Origin of the sequence: Paenibacillus taiwanensis DSM 18679, assembly GCF_000425125.1 — a bacterium.
GTDB classification, from domain to species: domain Bacteria; phylum Bacillota; class Bacilli; order Paenibacillales; family Paenibacillaceae; genus Paenibacillus_B; species Paenibacillus_B taiwanensis.
Genome location: NZ_KE384306.1, coordinates 899968 through 919044, shown reverse-complemented (window position 1 = coordinate 919044; position 19077 = coordinate 899968). Strand labels below are relative to the sequence as shown.

Here is a 19077-nt window from a genome sequence, read left to right as displayed (position 1 = left end):
GCTGCATCCTCCTAGTAAGCTCATTGTTGTTCTACACTTTTACCCTTTAAGACCCGTAGTAGCTATGCCTTGCACCATATGGCGCTGGAACAGCAAGAAGACGATAATGATAGGCACCGTCAGCAGCACAACACCAGTCATCGTAAGGTTAGGCCATTCAAAGTAACGGTTTTTTAAAGTGTTAAGTCCGACCGTCATCACGTACCAGCGACTGTCATTCACGAGTGTAACCGGCCATACAAAGGAGTTCCACGTACCTGTGAAGCTGAAAATAATTTGAGTACCGATTGCCCCCTTCGACAACGGGAGCATAATACGGAAAAAGATGCCGATCTTGTTAAGTCCGTCTACCTCTGCTGCTTCTTCCAGTTCTTTAGGTACAGTCAAGAAAAATTGTCGCATCAAGAAGACAAGAAAACCTTGGAACAAGAACGGAATAATCAAACCTTGATAAGTATTCAACCATTTTAGATCTACGATCATCGAGAAGATCGGAATAATCATGACTTGATAAGGCACCATCATCATCCCAATAACAAGGAAAAATACAACACCTCTACCACGATAATTCAGTCGTGCTAACGAATAAGCAGCCATCGTATTGACGATAAGATTACCGATCAAAATACCAAACGTAACGATAATCGAATTTTTGTACCAGATCAAAATGTCTGAAGTGGTAAATATGTCGATATAGTTTTCAAACGTCCATCGGCTAGGGAGTACAAGATGCCCGATGTCTGATTTACTTAGCAAAGAAGTATAGATCGCGTAGCCAAACGGCACGATAAAAAACACGGAAAACATAAACAGCAGCAAATAGCGTAAAAACTGAGCTTTGCGACTATCCGTCACCTAAATCTCCTCCTTCATAAAGCGTCTTTGCAGCATCGACAGCACAAGAATTAAAGCGAAAATAATAAACGCTGCCGCACTGCCGTAGCCTGAACGGTTAAAGCTAAACGCTTGGCTGTAGAAATACGTAACAATGGTACTTGTTGCGCCAGCTGGGCTTCCAAGTGATCCATTACGAGCTAACGCATACGGTTGGTCAAACAACTGCATGACGTTAATGATGCCTGACATAATAACGAGGTACGTAACAGGCTTCAGCATCGGAACCGTCAGCTTCCAAAATTGCTGCCAGCCATTTGCGCCATCTACTACCCCTGCTTCATAAATATCATTTGGAATCGTTTGCAAACCTCCCAAATACACCACCATATAAAAGCCTGTATATGTCCAGATCGTCAAAATCATCAGAAAAGGAAGTGCGTACTTTACGTTTGCGTACCAAGACACATCTGGAAATCCAAACCAAGTGAGAAACTGGGTAACAACCCCATCATTTTGCATAAACAAGTACATAAACACAGTAGTTACAGCAATCGTTGACGTAATATACGGCATGTAATACAACGTACGAAACACACCTTTAAAACGTAAAACCTTGTTCAGATTGACCGCAATGACCAATGCGATAATGGCTTGCAGCGGCACAGCTACAACCGTTAACAATAAGGAATGTCTAAGTGCTGTCCAGAAATCTTTATCTTTTACAATTTCAATGTAGTTGCTAAAGCCTACAAACTTTGCTGCATCCGGATTTAAAAAGCTAATATCCTGGAAGCTGTAAATGAATGACTGTACGAGCGGGTAATAAAACCAAATCCCCATCAGAATCAGAATTGGGGCGACAAATAAGTAGCCTACAAACGTCGAGGAATTGGCCATGCCGGTCAATCTCGTACGCAAGCCGCGCTTTTGTCTAGGCAGGGAACGATTAGTTTCTGCATTGGGCGTCATGCTGTTGCTCCTTCCACTTACGAACCTTGTTCGTGTAATATTGTAACTCCATCATAAGAAGTGGGTGTTTTTCGCGGAATAGAGGATATTTACATGACTCCGAGGATTTTTACATGAGAGAAATCGAAACATAAAAATAAAGCCCTCTCACCTTCCTGCAAGGAAGTGAAAGGGCTTTAGAGTGGTAGTAACTCGAGTTGCCTTAGCCATACGACAAAAGCTGACGCCAGTAAAGTGATTGTACCGCCGTCAGCTTGTCATGTTGCTGCTTGATCTATATACTTGTTCGATTCATCGCAACTGGCGGCTCATGACGACTCGGCAAAGAGACAAGCACTGTCGTGCCTTGTCCTGCCTCACTAAGAATCGTCATCTCGCCCCCGTGAACCTTAATAATCTCATCCGTTATGGCGAGGCCAAGTCCGGTGCCGCCACGATCCGGATTCACCTGATAAAATTTATCCATCACCTTCGTCAGATGGTCTTCACTTATACCAATCCCTTGGTCGATGACTCGGACCTCACATTGTTGATCCTTCCACTCCAACCTGACCGTAATGGTCGAATGCAAAGGTGAAAATTTAATCGCATTATCGATTAAATTAAGAAATACTTGCTTTAATCGGTTGGTATCGCCATACAACTCACATTCCGAAGGAAACGCTTGTGAATGCTCCAGCTTCAGTGTAATATCCTTCTGATCCGCTTTCATCTTCACCTGAAACAGTGTCTCCTCCAGCAAGGCATCCAGCTTAACAGGCTGCCAATGAAGCTGAAGTCGATCCTGCTGGAGCTTGGAGAAGTCAAGCAGCTCCTCTACGAGACCAATAAGACGATCCGTCTCCTTTGTAATAATGTTCAGCCCAAGCTTCATTTCTTCTTGGTCTGTCATACTGCCTGACTGCAACGTCTCGCTCCAACCTTTAATACCTGTTAAAGGGGTGCGCAGCTCGTGTGAAATAGAAGAAATAAAATCATTTTTTAATTCGTTGCTGCGTACGATCTCCTGTGCCATAAAATTCAGTGTCTTGGCCAAGTCACCAAGCTCATATTTATAACCTTCTTTGACTTTAATGTCAAATCTTCCTCGTGCCATCTGTGCAGACGCTGCTGTAATTTCATTTATAGGGCTAACAATGGAGTTGGCTAACCCCAAACTTACAATTAACACTAATACCAGCACAGAAATAGATACAACAATAGACAGCAATACGATGTTGTTTAGTCTGCTATTTACGGTTTCCATCGAGGTTACGAGTCTGAGTATATACTGTACGTCGCCTTTTCCCATTAACGGCGCTGACAGCGACATAACCGTTTCACCCGTACCGATCTGCTTGCCTACCCATCTCGTAGTTTTCAGATCTTGTGAAGCGGTAAGCACATCTGATGTCTTAATCACGTCACTGATCTGAAATCCACTTGAAGAAATTAGCACATTTCCGCTCTTATCCAATATTTGCACTTCTGCTTTTTCCAGATGAAACAGCTTTAACAATTCAGGCAGCCAAGTTCGATCATCCTCAGAATACAAAATGCTAACGTATCGTTGATAATAAGATGACGTCGCAGAGGCGTGATATTTGAGATGATTAGACACCGAATCATAATAATAAGTGCGCACAGCCAACATAAAGATGATTTCCAAGATTAACATCGTTAAAAACACAACGATAAAATAGTGCATTACGACAGAACGTCGAATGCCAGGTTTTATGAAGAAACGGTTCCCTTCCATTTGTATCCATGTCCCCAAACTGTTTCAATGTATTTTGGTGAAGAGGGCTCGTCTTCAATCTTTTGGCGTAAACGGCGCACGTTTACGTCCACGATTTTGGGGTCCCCCATATAATCTTTGCCCCAGACATGATCCAATAAAATATCTCTGCTAAGTGTCATTTCTTCCTTTTCCATAAAATACTGAATCAAGGAAAATTCCGTCGGTGTCAAATCAATAACTTCGTCGTGTTTGAGAAATCGCTTGGCAATCAGATCGAGCGTAAAGGGCCCCGAATGATAAATGACTTTCTGTGATGCTTGCTGGTATGAATGTACACGCCGCAATAAGGACTGAATTCGCGCAACCAGCTCCGTTGGACTAAAGGGCTTACTGACATGATCATCCGCACCGACAGACAAGGCGTACACCTTGTCTTGCTCCTGCACCTTTGCAGTTAAAAATATAATGCCAATTCGTTCATTTTGCTCCCGAATACGTCGACATACTTCAAATCCATCGATCCCAGGCACCATCACATCCAGAAGTGCGATATCAATAGTCGGGTCGATTAACAGTTTCTCCAACGCTTCATTACCGTTTGAAGCTTCCACCACCTCAAACCCATTCCGTTTTAAGTTGATGACAATAAAGCTGCGAATAGACTCTTCATCTTCCATAATTAATATTTTAGTCATCTCTGGTAACTCCCTTTCTACTTGGCTGCTTCCTCAGGCTTCGTTTGTTCTACAGTAGGCAGCTTAGGTGCACCGTCGTTCAACCGCAATTGCTCCTTACTGTATATCCCAATGACTTCATCACCGTAAGCAGCTAAATAAGTCCATTTATCTTTATAACGTTCCCACGTCTCCACGCTAAAGAAGCGAACCTCTGCTAACGTTTCATTGGTGTTAAAATCAATAAATCTTAAATACTCATTAATATTGGACTTCGTATCAATGGATACCCGGCCATACCAGGACACAGGTATTGTAAAATGAAACCTTTCCTTGTAATCCCTGAACTGCTTTTGAACAAGCCGTAAATTATTTTTCCCGTCCCACTGATAATAACTTTGGAAAAACGGGATCTCATACTCTTCATAGTAATCCTCCCAACCTTCAGGACGTTCAGGTATGGGGATTTCAATAATACCATCTGCGTTAATATCCGAACTTAAAATGCTTCGTTTCTTGATTGTTAAATCCTTCGGAAATACTTCCTTTAGCTCTCCTGATTCTGATAAGGTGACTGCAATTGTAAAGCTGTAATTAGCACCTGCGTTTGCATCCATCACGATGCCCCGCTTGTCCTTGCTGATAAAACCGGACATTACATTCAAGAAGCCGTTAATCTCATTGTCCATCACTTTCTCGGTAAATTTCTTTAACTTGTCCTCATCAAATTTATACTGACTAATGATCGGCGGCTTAGACTTTTGGTTCGTGACCACATACAACTCGTTCTTCATGTTCCGATCAAGATCGTCAATGACATACTGCGCATAAGGCTGCTCAAATATTTTAGTTAGTTGCTGGTTAGAAAATGAATAAATAATCATGCCCTTATTAGAATCTGATTCTGGGTAACTGTATCCAATCACCAAGTCCAGAGTATTGTCATTGGTCAAGTCCACGATATCGACACGATCCAGCTTCACGCCTTCACCATCAAAGTCAACCGTCTTGCTCCATGTCTTGCCATCACTTTGGAAAATCATCCCGTGTATACGAACTTCACGATCAGGCGTCTCGTAGAACACGATCGCCTCAGCTTGTCCATCGTTGTTTAGATCGGCAATCCGGATCGCACTATTGTCCGATGAATTTGTTGGACGAATAATAGCGCCACCCTCCGGCAGATGCGAAGTTATGATGCTCATCAGGCTTGCCTGTTCATCTGGCAGTCTTGGCACACTTAATAAAGATTTAGGGTCCTGGACCCATTCGCAACCGCTCAACAGAAAAGTGAACACAACGAGCAATATCCATACGCTGCGTCTTGAGCGCACGCTTTTCAATCTCATCCCTCTTTTCATCGCCTTATGTTGTTTACATTGTCCGCAAACGATACTTAATTATACGAGTTAATTGGTAAATGTGTAACAAGAATACATCTCCTAGCTAGTAGGCACCATGCTTCTCGTTTACCACATACCGTCGTAAGCACACGCTCTCTCTTCCACTTTCAGACGGCTCCCCACACACTTTTATCATTATAAAAAAAAATAGTCACCAATAGGTGACAAACCCATTACAAAGCTATGTTATTGCTCCTTCTGACTAGTACCATAGTGTATCTATAATACCATTTTCAGCCTTAATATCATTTAGATCATATATCGATATCGGAAAATATAAAAAGCCGTAAACATACGCGGCTAATTCGTATAATCCAAAAAATAAAACTAACGCTTTATCGGTCATATAAAAATCTTGATCAGGTTTGATCTTGGTAAAAGGCTCCAACGTCGGAATATCTCTTTGCTTGATCTGCTGACTCACATTGCCGCTTAACACCTCAACGTAAGGGGCGCCTGGTTTAAATAAATCTGACAACGTATACAACTTACCTGTATTCACATCAAACGTTAGGCCACGCTGATAAGTCATGCCATGCGCTGCTCCTGGCGGATAACCGTATACGGTTAACGTTAAGCTGAGTAACCCCCTTTCGTTTAGCTTGATTTCAAATGATCCCATCACTTCTGTCTGATCGTTCTCTTCATATCCTGTCATCCGTATAAGCTCAATGACGGTTTGGTGAATGATCTGATTGATCGTCTTAGCTGCGAGTGGAGCTTGAGCATTCCATATTTGCGGTACATATACTTCTAGCTTCGGTTTAATGATCTTGTGAGGTACGATAGGAACAGGAAGCGGATATAACGTCGTAGCCATCTTAACACTCCTTTAAACTATGCTAGTAAAAGAATATGACAGCAAACGGACATTATTAACAATCCCCATCATTACATTAAATAAAATATAATATGGATGCTCGAAAACACAACTAATAGCTTATTATTCCATCCTATACAAATAACCATCCCACCCTTGAAATGGCGGTTTAGTCCTTCCATTTAAATGAGCGAGATGGTTATATTTACAGTGACAATTTCATCTTTTCGCCTTGCAAGAGCTTGCGGCCGCGAATATCAACTTTAATCTCCCCGTCAGCCAAACCCCAAATTCTGGAGCAATATTTCTCTGCTAACTCGACTTGATGGAACACTGCGATGACCGTACATTGCTCGCGTTCACACAAATCTTTAAACGTGCTCAGAACGGACTCAGCTGATTTCGGATCTAATCCCAACACAGGTTCATCTGCCAAGATCACCTTCGCGCCGTGCACCAATGCTCTAGCTATGGCTACTCGTTGCTTTTCCCCGCCGCTAAGATGGGATGTAATCATATGGGCTTTATCGAGCAAACCAAGCTGCTCAAGCGTATCCATTGCCCCCATATAATCATCGTTGCGAATCATCCCCGTTATCATCCGCCATAACGGTGTCTGATGTGCTCTGCCAATTAGCACGTTTTTAAGTGCTTTTCGGTTAGACGAAAGTACTGGGTTTTGTTCCAAGTAAGCGCATTCTCGTTTAACTTTACTTTTCCCTGAGGAGCCCTGCTTAAAAATGTCTGTACCATCAATTGTATACTTGCCGCTTGTCCAGTTTTCCTGTAGTGCCAAACATTTGAGTAATGTCGACTTGCCACTTCCACTAGCACCTACAACGCCTATAAACTCACCTTGATGGACGTCTGCAAATACGTTACGCAGCACCGTCGTTGATGGTGGAAATTGTTTGTTCAGTCTCTCTATTTTTAACATGACTTGCGCTCCTCCCCAGCCCTAATCCATATGTACATGCTAACACTGATGCTACTTCAATTGCTGTTATTCATTCGTTATATGTAACTATCTTCACTACGACACTATCCTTAAATTATAGAAAAGGTCGTCACTTCGTGCAAGCGTCTTCCAACCCTTGTACAAAGTAACGACCTGAACAAATGTATACTGTATGATCGTTATAACAACAAAATTAGGATGCCGTTTCTCTTATTTTCCCACGAAAACGGAAACCTAGCAACGAGAATAAAATGTACCACATACCAAGCAAGTAAAACATACTGCCGATTGATACATATTCAATACCTAAGCCACCGAGATTCGGCCCCACAATACTTCCGATACTGAAATGGATGGAAGCTATAACATTGGAAGAAGGCAAGTATGCACGCGGCAATATATCTGCCGCATATGCCAAACCAAGCGAGAAAAACGAGCCCACTAATCCGCCCACTAACATAAACAAGACGAGTATCGCCCAAGGGTTGTCTCCAACTAGTGGGATAAGGAAAAATCCACCCCCGCCAAGTAAGCCGCAACTAATTAATACGGCTTTTCGGTTCACACGGTCACTGAGCATACCTAGTGGTAATTGAAGAATAAGGCCACCTATGCCGAAAAATGGCAGCAAATAAGATATCCAGTGCTGCTCAAGCCCGATACGTAACGCATAAATCGGAAAGTTGCTGTTCATTGATGCTTCCATATAGCCATATAACAGCGGCGGCAGCAATGCAAACCATGCCCACTGGTAGGAGCGGCGGTAACGCTTCTCCGGACGCTCTGCTCCATGAACTGCATCTGCTTGCTGGCTAGGCAGCTTCCACCACACGATCATAATGACAACCAAGAACATACATACGATCGCGATAAACGGAGCTGCATCGCTAATTTTTAACAAATTAATCCCTAAGGGTCCGAAGCTGAAGCCTACTCCATAGGCCATGCCATACAATGAAATATTACGACCGCGACGATTGGCAGGACTTACAGACACGGCCCACAGCTGCGTTGCATAATGCAAGGCGCTATCGCCCATACCAACAATAATTCGCAGCACAAACCATACACCGATGCTAGGAAACAAGGGGAACAATCCTAATGCAACCGTAACAACAATCATACCTCCAAGGAGCATCCGCTTGTATCCGACCTTAATTAGAATACGTTCAACTAAGAACATCATGCCAAAAACACCTACATATAAGGCTGTGGCATTTAGTCCGTTGACATCAGACGGAACTCCCATCCTCTCTAAAAATATTGTCAACAAAGGCAGCAATAACCCTTGGCTCAGCCCTGTGAACATAACAACTACGATTAAAATGACAAACTGCCACGTAGAGGATGTTGTGGGACGACGAGATGCTAACATTTCTTTCCCTCCACTTTATATCTATATCACACACAAAAAAGCATGGATACGACCCGACCCATGCAATGACAAGCCAACCTTTTAACATTATATGATGTGCGATGTACAAAGCAACCTTTTGCAGCTAGTTTTCCATTAGCGACTATATACAACAATCACAAAAAAGTCACAAACCCATGAGACAAGCAGACCACTCATGGCGGAGCAACTTCAACCAAATAGGCTTGAATTTAGTCTTATGAAACGAAATCTATATTGTCACTTCGATCTTTTTCTATCGATGTCACAGTTGTTTTATCGTATTCAAAGGAACTAAATATACGTCCATCTGGTGATCTTCTACAAGAGCCAAATGATCTTGCTCGTACTCGTGAAGTAACACAAGTGGTGTTTGTGCGGACAATCCCTCAATTGATTGAGTCAAAATTACATTTTTCTCTAGTTTACCCTCTGGATAGTAATTGGATATTTGAAGCAACTCGGCATAAATCTCATCTAATTGAAACGTTAACTCCGTAAATCTGTGGCGCAGCACTTCATCCGTTTCCTTTGAAGAAAGCTCATTATACTCCTCTGCTAACGCTGCAATTTTTTTGGATACTTCAAATGTATGTTTCATATTCATGTTCTCATCCCCCTGTATAATCAAATCATTCTCACAAGCTTTTGTTTAATTTTCTATGAATTTCTTCTAATACCAAAAGCGATACGTCGTCTCTATGAGTTGGGAAAAGTGAATTTCCTTCATCAAAAATAACATCATATTTATTCCGCACATGCATCCCTAATGTAAAATGCAAAGTGATAATTTCCTTCCTATCCAGATGAACAATATAGTCTCTTGTTTCTTCATCTAGGTCACTTTTTATGATATGATCTGCTGCCTCAGCAACAGAATTGAATCTCTTTCGAGACATGTAACATCTCCCTTATCAATCATCGTTTTTAAATTCTAATTAAAATCGAGACATTTTAACATTATAGTAGACAATCGTATGCAATTCAATTCATAATGAATAAGTAATACCGACCATAGAACCCTTATCTAAGGAGGTTCCAACGCATGTCGCTTCATGTTCGTATCGATTGCTCACCGATCTATGAGCTTATTGGCAGTTACATGCTATACGTGCATCGGAAATGGATTCGTAACGTGGAAGGCGGTCCGAATTGGATTCAACAAGTGGAAGCCCAACTATCGACAGATGCGATTGAACAATCCACCCTGCTTCGAAAATATTCCATGAATGAATTTGATATATTGTTTGCAGCCGCTCTGGAACGAGAACATCCACACGATATTCCATTATTTCTGACCCAGCTAGGTCGCATGTCCAGCGATGACTGGCTGCACATCATTCAATTGTACGGCCTGCCTTATGATCAAGCCTGTATAGATCGGATACGTCAAGTGTACATCCCTGCCCTCATACTGTGGCATGATCATTACTTAAAATGGTCTGTACCGTTATGGGAACCGGCATTAATTGCGGATGCGAATGAAAAGCGCCGACTTATGAGCAAAATGAATCCAGCAGAACTTATTGAAATTGCGACTAACGGTGTTGTATTGGATACCGATGGTGAAATACAAGAGGTCGTGCTTGCGCCGATGTGGCACTATCGGCCGATTAACAATACGTGCACATTTAAGCATTCCACGCTCATGCTGTATTCCATCGATTTGCCTGAGGACACGGAAGATACGCCTCCGCAATCGTTAAAGCGGATGATTTCGGCCCTTGCAGACGATACAAGATTGCGTATATTACGAATGATTGCAGTGAACCCTGTTACATTTGCCGAATTGTCTGAGCATCTTAATTTGGGCAAAAATGCGGCGCAGCATCATCTGGCCGTGCTGCGTTCAGCCGGCTATATTCGCACCTACTGGAGTGGAAAAGTAGAACAAATCGCATTAAGACAAGAAGGCTTGGCGGACTTATCCGTCTTTTTAGAAGATTATGTGCAACCTTGACGCTTTCGAGCATAACGCAGTTGACTTTATACGCTTTATAAGCTAAGTCATTTCCAATCGAACGTCAAGCAAGCTTGGAGGTGACTGAGATGCCTAACGCATCCAAACATTCAAACCAAACGATCCTGTTTGATTTAGACGACACACTTGTATACTGCAACAAATACTTTGACGCTGTTAGTGAACAATTCCTTGATTTAATGACGACCTGGTTTGCTGCTTATCGTGTTAACGCGCAGGACGTGCAACGTGTACAATCCGAATACGACATCACAGAAGTTCAGAAAACCGGATTTGTAAGTGAACATTTTCCACAATCGCTCCAACACACATTAATACATTTCAGCACGCTAACCGGAAGAGAAGTCTCTCAAGAAGAGCTGGACCTGCTATGGAAACTTGGCATGAGTGTGTATGAGACAGAAGTGGAACCTTATCCTGGCATGATTGATACGCTGGACAAGCTGCGCGACGAAGGCCACGAACTGTTCTTGTACACGGGCGGAGAAGCTGTCATTCAACAGCGCAAGATTGACCAAATGCAGTTGTCTACTTACTTTGGGGATCGCATTTTTATTCGTCAGCACAAAACAACTGAAGCATTGGAATCCATTGTCGATCACCTTAGACTGGATCGCCTAACAACTTGGATGATTGGCAACTCCTTACGTACAGATGTGTTGCCTGCCCTAACTAATGGCCTTAATGCCATTTATCTAAAGCAAGCAACGGAGTGGGCCTATAACTTGGTGGATCTCACCGTCAAGCCCCAAGGCGCTTTTGTTACGATTGAGAAGCTGGTGCAAGTGCCTCAAGTTATTCTGGATTGGCAATCTGGACAAGGGACTCCCAAGTTATCCTTGTAAGATTGAATGTCCGCCATCATAAAAAAGTTGATCGGAATAACGAAACGTTTTCCGATCAACTTTTTTTGTTGTGGTTCTCTGCCACATTATGTCTCAGCTTGTTCGATGCTGAGGTCACCAGTTGCTGAATTAGACAATATAAATCTGCCTTTAAATTTACTGCCTCCGCTAGTAAAGGTAAGGAGCTGCGTCTTGCCTTTCTTCAGCAGGTCTAGCAGCATCGTCTCTGAAATCGTCTTGCCTGACGCTTTTTGCTTTTTCCAAATGACAAATGTACATCCTTGCTTAAAATGCGTGCAGCCGTATCCTTTACGACCTTCAATAATTAGCCCCTCACATCCCGAGCGTGGGCATGTGCCAAAGCCTGTATTAGCGCGGAGCGGGGTTGAGCTGGAAGAATCACTTTCGGATAGCCCTTCTCGTGCTGAAGCGGTATTACTAACTTGTACTTTGCCTTTGGTCCGATTTGAGCTCGACTCTCCTTTAGACTTGCCAGCCGTCTTTGATCCCCGTTTCTTGCTTCCTTCATCTTCCATCTGCTGTACAAGCTCACCAGATAAAGGACGTTGCTTGTCCACACAATCTATCACATGAAGCGTAAACTTCCGTACTGCTTCCATAAACGTTACGTTGGACGCTTCTCCACGCGCAATTTGTGTCAGCCTGCGCTCCCACTGTCCCGTCATCTCTGGTGATGTCAGCAACTGGACCCCTGCATGACGGATGAGCTCCACAGCCGTTTTGCCCTTTAGCGTTAAGGTGATGCGCTTTCCCGTCATCCCTACATAGCCGACTTGCTTCAAACGCTCGATTGTTGCTGCACGTGTAGCGGGTGTACCTAATCCGGAATCTTTCATGGCATCACGCAGTTCTTCATTTTCCAGCTGCTTGCCTGCACTTTCCATTGCCTTCAGTAAAGTTCCCTCAGTGTACGCCTTGGGCGGCTGTGTTGTTTTCTTTTCTACTGCCAATTGCTTAACCATAACCGTGTGGGCAGTATCCACATGAAACGGTTTGTCCCCATTCCATTCTTCCGGCTCGTCCTGCCGACCTTTCTCTGCATCATCATCTGCTGCCGATCCTTGACTCTGCTTCTTGCTGCTCGCTTTAGTCCGTTCATCTTGGTCGTATAGTACTTTCCAGCCCCGAGCTGTCCACTGCTTCACATTGGTCTTAAACGTTTCCGTATCCACTTCTGTAAGCACCGTATATAAAGTAAATGTTGCAGGTGGATAAAAATGAGACAGCATCCGGCGCACAATCATATCGTATACTTTCATCTCATCAGGAGCCAACGTGCCTGGTCGCTTCTTGGTTGGTAAAATCGCATGATGATCTTCTACTTTAGAAGGCTGACAAATGGCCTTGTTACCAGTGTGAACACGATTAGGTTCTGCTTTTGCCACCCATTCCCGGTACTGTTCCATACTGTTTAGCATACGTAGTGCATCATGCATAGACCCGACATTCTGCTCCGTTAAATAGTTGGAATTCGTACGTGGATACGTAATGACTTTATGCTTTTCATACAGAGATTGTGCAAGGTCAAGCGTCTTCTTTGCTGAAAAGCCATACTTTCCATTCGCTTCTCGCTGCAATAACGTAAGATCATATAGTCGATAAGGAAATTCCTTTCCTTCTTTCACTTGATAATCCGCAATCCGGCCAGGCTTACCTGTTAGCTTAGCTTTCAGCCGTTCCGCTTCCTCTTCACTGCGAATTCGTTCCCCTACTCGTGTTCCTTTATAATTGAGCTCATGCTGTTGAAATTGTGCCGTCAACTCAAAGTAAGCATCTGATTCAAACTTGTCAATCTCCTGCTGCCGATCGTAAATAAGCGCCAACACGGGCGTTTGCACTCTGCCTACTGATAACAGCGTCTTGTGTCTGGTCGTAAAGGCACGCGACGCATTCATGCCTATTAGCCAATCCGCTTCACTCCGCGCCCGTGCTGCTGCTGTCAAATTGGCGTACGCGCTTGCGTCTTGTAATTCATCAAACCCTTTGCGAATCGTCTCTGGTGTCAAGTCAGATATCCAAAGACGTTTCACGGGCTTACGCCATTTCCAATACTGTTCAATCAAAGCAAAAATATACTGTCCCTCACGTCCGGCATCACACGCGTTTACAATCGAGTGGCACTGCTTGCCCAATTCCCCAATCGCTTTCAGTTGATCCATCGTCCTGCGCGAAGCTACAATCTTAAAAGCATCCGGCAGGATCGGCAAATCACGAAAATTCCATCGTTTATATTTAGGATCATAACAATCCGGCTCAGCAAGCGTAATCAAATGGCCAATTGCCCATGTGATAATATAACGTTCACCTTCTAAATGTGTACGATACTTTCTCGCTTTAGGTTCAATCACTTGTGCAATCGTTCGTCCCATGTCGGGTTTCTCTGCAAGGACAAGAATTTTGCCTCCATTCAGGCTGTCCATTCACGCCCCCCTCTCTGCTCATCCTTCTTAGTGTATCAGATTGCAGCACTTTCCGTCAGGCATAAATTACAGCAACCAACAAAAAAACTGCGCACTAGTAACTAGGCGCAGCTTCCTGCTGTCTTCTACAAAATTCGATAAAACAACATCTTTATACAAAACAAGCAGCTCTGTACGTTTACAGAACAATTAATCGTATGTCAATGCTCAATATAGCTAGGTGGATTAATAAAATTAAGGCAGCAGCGTTGTGCCCATCAAATGGCGATCCACTTCACGAGCCGCCTCACGACCCTCATTAATCGCCCATACCACCAGGCTCTGACCTCTGCGCATATCTCCTGCCGCGTATACTTTATCTACATTAGTTGTGTACTTACCGTAAGGAGCCTTCACGTTAGAACGACGGTCTGTTTCCAGTCCCAATTGCTCGATAATAGTTTGCTCCGGACCATCAAAGCCAATTGCGAGCAATACTAACTGAGCTGGAAATACTCGTTCTGTCCCTTCAATCGGCTTATATATTTTGCGTCCTGTCTCATCAACGATACGTTCAATTTGAACAGTATGAAGCTCTTTAACGTTGCCATGCTCATCACCGACAAACTTAGTCGTCATAATCGAGAATTCACGTGGATCTTCGCCGTACAGTGCCTTAGCTTCTTCATGAGCATAGTCAAGTGTATATACATTAGGAAACTGAGGCCACGGGTTATTGACGGTGTCTCGCTCAAGTGGAGCCTTGCTATGCGTACCGAACTGTGTAATACTGCGGCAGCCGTGACGAAGTGCAGTGGCCACACAATCAGTACCAGTGTCCCCTCCGCCGATGACGATCACATCTTGGTCCTTAGCGCTAATGTATTGCCCATCTGCTAGCTTGGAATCCAAATAGCTCTTAATGCTGCCGTTTAAGAAATCCATTGCATAATGAATACCTTTCAGCTCACTACCTTCGATGTTGAACTCTCTTGGTTTGGTCGCTCCGCCGCACAGTACGACGGCGTCATAGTCCTGCGTCAACTGCTCCGCAGCAATATGTTTGCCGATCTCCGTGTTCGTAACGAATTGAATGCCTTCCGCCTCGAGTAAATCTACACGACGCTGCACCACATCCTTCTCCAACTTCATCGTCGGAATACCGTACGTCAGCAAACCACCAATTCGGTCTGCGCGCTCATACACGGTCACCAGATGGCCTGCTTTGTTCAACTGCGCAGCACAAGCTAGCCCTGCGGGGCCAGAGCCTACGACAGCTACTCGCTTGCCCGTCCGCTGTTTTGGTGGCTCAGGACGTACCCAGCCTTCGTCAAATCCGCGATCGATAATTTCCTGCTCGATCGTCTTTATCGTGACGGGCTTGCCAATCAACCCCACTGTGCATGAACCTTCACAAGGAGCAGGACACACTCTGCCTGTAAACTCTGGAAAGTTGTTTGTCTTATGCAAGCGTTCCAATGCTTCACGCCATAACCCTCTATAAACTAAGCTGTTCCACTCTGGAATTAGATTGTTGATCGGGCAACCTGAAGTTCCACCCGTAATCTCGATGCCCGTATGGCAATACGGTGTTCCACAGTCCATGCAACGAGCACCTTGAAGTCGAAGCTCTTCTTCGTTCATATGCTTGTGAAATTCTTCCCAGTCCTTTAATCGTTCCAAAGGGTCACGATCAGCCGGAATTTGTCTCGTATATTCCATAAAGCCAGTAGGTGTTGACATCGTATTTATCCTCCATCCGTCTGTCCGTATCTCTATTCCCATGTAAATTTATTGAATAATATATACTTTACCGCGTCACTCTGCAACAATATTTTATGTGATTTTCGACAATCTATTTCACAATATCTTATTAGAAGCACAGTAGATTGGACATAGAGTAAACGTCCTAACATTTGCACTAAATGACGAATGAAAACGTATACTTTCATTAAAACGTTCGGCAATGAATCCAACTCATGACGTTAGCATTTTCGTTTGTAAATTGTAAATTGATGTGCATATCGGTTTCGCTCATCAACTACACCAGGGATGTGCTCTACTAATTCCCATTGCGCTTCATCATAATCGGGAAAATAATCATCCCCCTCAAATTCATGCTCAATCCGTGTCACATAAAGCTTATCCGCATAAGGCATCATCAGCCGGTAAATCTCTGCTCCTCCAATGACCATAATCTCTTTGTCCTTTGCCTTCTCAACTACGTCCTGAGCACTATGAACGACCGCTACGCCTTCATGAGACCAATCTACATTGCGAGTCATCACGATATTAGGCCGTTTAGGAAGCGGCTTGCCACCGATTGAATCAAACGTCTTTCGTCCCATCACAATTGTCTTGCCCCGCGTCTGTTCGCGAAAAAAGGCCATGTCATTAGGCAAATGCCACGGAAGTCCATTGTCCTTGCCAATTAGTCGGCGACGATCCATTGCCCATATCATACTAATACCCATATCTAGGCACCTCCTTCCCTACTTCATGCAAACATCCGATCGATGTGATCTTCCATCCTGAATAGTTACTGAAACTGTTATTTAAAAATGAAATCACACTGCCACAATAGCTTTAATGGTCGGATGGTACTCATATCCTTCAAACTCAAAATCTTCAAACTTATAATCAAAAATTGAAGCAGGCTGACGCTTAATTACAAGCTTGGGTAACGGGAACGGCTCTCTTCCAAGTTGGGTGCGTACCTGCTCCATGTGATTGGAATATATATGGACATCGCCACCGGTCCAAACAAACTCACCCACGTCCAGCCCGCACTGCTGGGCAACCATATGGGTAAGCAGCGCATAACTTGCAATATTAAACGGGAGCCCCAAAAACGTATCAACAGAACGCATATTGAGCATACAGCTTAGCTTCCCATTAGCTACATAAAACTGAAATACATAGTGGCAAGGCGGCAATTTCATATGTTCCACTTCGCCTACGTTCCAGGCAGATACGAGCAAGCGACGAGAATCGGGATTTGATTTGATCTGCTCAATGACGTTTGTAATCTGGTCAATGACACGACCATCCTTCGTTTCCCAATGTCGCCATTGCGAGCCATACACTGGACCAAGGTCACCGTTCTCATCTGCCCACTCGTCCCAAATGCGAACCCCATTCTCTTTCAGATAACGAATGTTAGTCTCTCCGCTCAGAAACCAGAGCAGTTCGTGAACAATTGATTTGAGATGCAGACGCTTCGTCGTTACAAGCGGAAATCCTTGCTGCAAATCAAAGCGTAGCTGCCGCCCAAATACGGATACTGTACCGGTGCCGGTTCGATCCTCTTTATGTACGCCATTGTCCAACACATCTTGCAGCAACTCCAAGTATGATTTCATTTCTTTATTTCACTCCGTTCTAATTCCTCAAGGTTGAGTTTCATTTTAACATTGGTAACCTCAAAAAGTCACCAATTTGGACGAATCGTATATTTGGTAGCCGTAATAAAAACAATTAATCACTTTTGCTCTTGACTATGCTGCATTAACGCTTTGATCATGCACTTAGCAGCTAGCTGATAAAAAAATCCCCCGCAGCTCCAGAGCTCGGGGGTATCAGCATTATATATAGAACCGTAAACAGAATTCAAACAGAACCTTACAGAAAGAGTGAGACAATTATTTTACAGTGTGAATCGGGTGACCAAGAACAACCTCTGCTGCTTCCATCACGATTTCACCAAGTGTTGGATGCGCATGGATCGTCAACGCCAAGTCTTCCAAAGTAGCAGCCATCTCTACAGCCAAGCCAAGCTCAGCGATCAAGTTGGAAGCTTCTGGACCGACGATTTGAGAACCAAGCACTACGCCTGTTTCCGCATCAGCAACGATCTTCACAAAGCCATCTACACTGCCGCCAAGGGAAAGTGCACGTCCGTTGCCCGCATATGGGAACTTACCGGACTTCACGTTCAGTCCTTTGCCTTTTGCTTCAGACTCGGACAAGCCTACGCTTGCACATTCAGGATCTGTGAAGCAAACAGCAGGCATTGCTTTGTAATCCACCACGCTAGGCATACCGGAAATTGCTTCTGCCGCTACTTTACCTTCGTAAGAAGCTTTGTGCGCAAGCGCAAGACCAGGTACGATATCGCCAATTGCGTAGATGTGTGGAATGCTTGTGCGTCCTTGGTGATCCACTTCGATCAAGCCACGGTCTGTCATTTTCACGCCGATCATGTCAAGACCAAGTTCTCCGTCAGTGTTTGGACGACGGCCAACTGTCACGAGCAAATATTCAGCTGTTACTTCTTTAGTTTCGCCGCCAACAGAGAACTTAACAGTAACGTCTTTGTCTGTTTGCGTAGCGGACTCCGCTTTAGCACCCGTAAAGATTTCAACGTTCGTTTTCTTCATGTTTTTGGATACGATTTGAGTCATATCTTTATCGAAGCCTGGCAAAACCATGTCAGCGCCCTCGATAACAGTTACTTTTGTTCCGAACTTGGAATACATTTGGCCCAACTCAGCACCAATGTATCCACCGCCGATAACGATCATGCTTTTAGGAATTTCAGGCAATTCAAGCGCTTCTGTCGAGGACAAGATGCGGCCGCTAAACGGGAATGCCTTCAATTCAATCGGACGGGAACCTGTAGCGATAATGCAGTTGTTAAACTTGTAACGTGGTGCTTCTTGGTCGTTAAACAAACGAGCTTCTGTCTCATTGATGAACATTGCTTCACCTTTGAAAACTTGAACTTTGTTTGCTTTTAAGAGTGCGCCTACGCCGCCAGTCAATTTTTTAACTACGCCTGCTTTGAAATTTTGGACTTTTGAAAAGTCAACCGTTACGTTCTCAGCCGTAATTCCAATTTCAGAAGCATGCTGTGTAACTTCATATTGATGTGCTGCACTGATGAGTGCCTTGGATGGAATACAACCACGGTTCAAACATACGCCACCAAGTTCAGACTTATCAACGATCATTACGCTTTGACCCAGTTGTGCGGCACGAATAGCTGCAACATAACCCCCAGGTCCTGCGCCAATTACCAAAGTATCAATATTTAAAGATGCGTCTCCCACTACCAT

The 19077-nt window shown here is 43.9% G+C and carries 17 protein-coding genes; 2 read left to right on the top strand and 15 right to left on the bottom strand.

The window, feature by feature from the left end; genetic code table 11:
* Window positions 1–39: 39 nt before the first annotated feature.
* The 10 genes from H509_RS0113060 to H509_RS0113015 all read right to left on the bottom strand — a co-directional run bounded on the left by H509_RS0113060 (window position 40) and on the right by H509_RS0113015 (window position 9673).
* Window positions 40–855, bottom strand: coding sequence for a carbohydrate ABC transporter permease (locus tag H509_RS0113060; protein ID WP_028545478.1), 816 nt, complete (start codon window positions 853–855; stop codon window positions 40–42).
* Window positions 856–1806 carry a carbohydrate ABC transporter permease gene (locus H509_RS0113055; protein ID WP_051287057.1) on the bottom strand — a complete coding sequence of 317 codons (951 nt, stop codon included), beginning with the start codon at window positions 1804–1806 and terminating at the stop codon, window positions 856–858.
* A gap of 274 nt (window positions 1807–2080) precedes the next feature.
* The gene (locus H509_RS25215; RefSeq protein ID WP_036697029.1) at window positions 2081–3544 is read right to left on the bottom strand and encodes a HAMP domain-containing sensor histidine kinase; all 1464 of its coding nucleotides are present in this window, start codon (window positions 3542–3544) and stop codon (window positions 2081–2083) included.
* On the bottom strand, window positions 3520–4221 hold the full coding sequence (locus H509_RS0113045; RefSeq protein WP_028545476.1) for a response regulator transcription factor: 702 nt from the start codon (window positions 4219–4221) through the stop codon (window positions 3520–3522). The genes H509_RS25215 and H509_RS0113045 overlap by 25 nt, the downstream gene beginning before the upstream one ends.
* A 17-nt stretch (window positions 4222–4238) precedes the next feature.
* Window positions 4239–5534 (bottom strand): hypothetical protein, encoded by a 1296-nt coding sequence (locus tag H509_RS0113040; protein WP_245596068.1) that lies wholly within the window; start codon window positions 5532–5534, stop codon window positions 4239–4241.
* 271 nt (window positions 5535–5805) lie between these two features.
* Window positions 5806–6423 carry a DUF3298 and DUF4163 domain-containing protein gene (locus H509_RS0113035; RefSeq protein ID WP_028545474.1) on the bottom strand — a complete coding sequence of 206 codons (618 nt, stop codon included), beginning with the start codon at window positions 6421–6423 and terminating at the stop codon, window positions 5806–5808.
* Between the two features lie 205 nt (window positions 6424–6628).
* Window positions 6629–7360: a phosphonate ABC transporter ATP-binding protein gene (locus tag H509_RS0113030; protein WP_028545473.1), complete on the bottom strand. Its 732-nt coding sequence runs from the start codon at window positions 7358–7360 to the stop codon at window positions 6629–6631.
* A 214-nt stretch (window positions 7361–7574) separates the two neighbouring features.
* Window positions 7575–8756: an MFS transporter gene (locus H509_RS0113025; protein ID WP_028545472.1), complete on the bottom strand. Its 1182-nt coding sequence runs from the start codon at window positions 8754–8756 to the stop codon at window positions 7575–7577.
* Window positions 8757–9039: 283 nt separating this feature from the next.
* Window positions 9040–9381: a hypothetical protein gene (locus H509_RS0113020; RefSeq protein WP_028545471.1), complete on the bottom strand. Its 342-nt coding sequence runs from the start codon at window positions 9379–9381 to the stop codon at window positions 9040–9042.
* Window positions 9382–9412: 31 nt separating this feature from the next.
* Window positions 9413–9673 (bottom strand): DUF6794 domain-containing protein, encoded by a 261-nt coding sequence (locus H509_RS0113015; protein ID WP_028545470.1) that lies wholly within the window; start codon window positions 9671–9673, stop codon window positions 9413–9415.
* A gap of 146 nt (window positions 9674–9819) precedes the next feature.
* Here H509_RS0113015 and H509_RS0113010 point away from each other — a divergent pair, with 146 nt between their 5' ends.
* Both H509_RS0113010 and H509_RS0113005 read left to right on the top strand, forming a co-directional pair.
* Window positions 9820–10734 (top strand): ArsR/SmtB family transcription factor, encoded by a 915-nt coding sequence (locus tag H509_RS0113010; RefSeq protein WP_028545469.1) that lies wholly within the window; start codon window positions 9820–9822, stop codon window positions 10732–10734.
* An 89-nt stretch (window positions 10735–10823) separates the two neighbouring features.
* A complete protein-coding gene (locus H509_RS0113005; protein WP_028545468.1) occupies window positions 10824–11600 on the top strand; it encodes an HAD family hydrolase in 777 nt (258 codons plus the stop codon).
* A gap of 86 nt (window positions 11601–11686) precedes the next feature.
* On the opposite strand, the gene H509_RS0113000 is transcribed toward H509_RS0113005, so the two are convergent.
* From H509_RS0113000 to lpdA, 5 genes are all read right to left on the bottom strand, one after another.
* A complete protein-coding gene (locus H509_RS0113000; protein WP_028545467.1) occupies window positions 11687–14041 on the bottom strand; it encodes a type IA DNA topoisomerase in 2355 nt (784 codons plus the stop codon).
* A 234-nt stretch (window positions 14042–14275) separates the two neighbouring features.
* A complete protein-coding gene (locus H509_RS0112995) occupies window positions 14276–15763 on the bottom strand; it encodes a glutamate synthase subunit beta (protein WP_028545466.1) in 1488 nt (495 codons plus the stop codon).
* A 242-nt stretch (window positions 15764–16005) separates the two neighbouring features.
* Entirely contained in the window at window positions 16006–16494 is a 489-nt protein-coding gene (locus H509_RS0112990; protein ID WP_028545465.1) for a dihydrofolate reductase, read from the bottom strand.
* A gap of 93 nt (window positions 16495–16587) precedes the next feature.
* On the bottom strand, window positions 16588–17382 hold the full coding sequence (thyA, locus tag H509_RS0112985; RefSeq protein ID WP_028545464.1) for a thymidylate synthase: 795 nt from the start codon (window positions 17380–17382) through the stop codon (window positions 16588–16590).
* A 279-nt stretch (window positions 17383–17661) separates the two neighbouring features.
* Entirely contained in the window at window positions 17662–19077 is a 1416-nt protein-coding gene (gene lpdA / locus H509_RS0112980; RefSeq protein WP_028545463.1) for a dihydrolipoyl dehydrogenase, read from the bottom strand.

Coding starts and splice junctions, on each gene's coding strand:
- H509_RS0113055 (WP_051287057.1), bottom strand. CDS start 1,806: ATGACGCCCAATGCAGAAACTAATCGTTCCCTGCCTAGACAAAAGCGC.
- H509_RS25215 (WP_036697029.1), bottom strand. CDS start 3,544: ATGGAAGGGAACCGTTTCTTCATAAAACCTGGCATTCGACGTTCTGTC.
- H509_RS0113045 (WP_028545476.1), bottom strand. CDS start 4,221: ATGACTAAAATATTAATTATGGAAGATGAAGAGTCTATTCGCAGCTTT.
- H509_RS0113035 (WP_028545474.1), bottom strand. CDS start 6,423: ATGGCTACGACGTTATATCCGCTTCCTGTTCCTATCGTACCTCACAAG.
- H509_RS0113030 (WP_028545473.1), bottom strand. CDS start 7,360: ATGTTAAAAATAGAGAGACTGAACAAACAATTTCCACCATCAACGACG.
- H509_RS0113025 (WP_028545472.1), bottom strand. CDS start 8,756: ATGTTAGCATCTCGTCGTCCCACAACATCCTCTACGTGGCAGTTTGTC.
- H509_RS0113020 (WP_028545471.1), bottom strand. CDS start 9,381: ATGAATATGAAACATACATTTGAAGTATCCAAAAAAATTGCAGCGTTA.
- H509_RS0113015 (WP_028545470.1), bottom strand. CDS start 9,673: ATGTCTCGAAAGAGATTCAATTCTGTTGCTGAGGCAGCAGATCATATC.
- H509_RS0113010 (WP_028545469.1), top strand. CDS start 9,820: ATGTCGCTTCATGTTCGTATCGATTGCTCACCGATCTATGAGCTTATT.
- H509_RS0113005 (WP_028545468.1), top strand. CDS start 10,824: ATGCCTAACGCATCCAAACATTCAAACCAAACGATCCTGTTTGATTTA.
- H509_RS0113000 (WP_028545467.1), bottom strand. CDS start 14,041: ATGGACAGCCTGAATGGAGGCAAAATTCTTGTCCTTGCAGAGAAACCC.
- H509_RS0112995 (WP_028545466.1), bottom strand. CDS start 15,763: ATGTCAACACCTACTGGCTTTATGGAATATACGAGACAAATTCCGGCT.
- H509_RS0112990 (WP_028545465.1), bottom strand. CDS start 16,494: ATGGGTATTAGTATGATATGGGCAATGGATCGTCGCCGACTAATTGGC.
- thyA (WP_028545464.1), bottom strand. CDS start 17,382: ATGAAATCATACTTGGAGTTGCTGCAAGATGTGTTGGACAATGGCGTA.
- lpdA (WP_028545463.1), bottom strand. CDS start 19,077: ATGGTAGTGGGAGACGCATCTTTAAATATTGATACTTTGGTAATTGGC.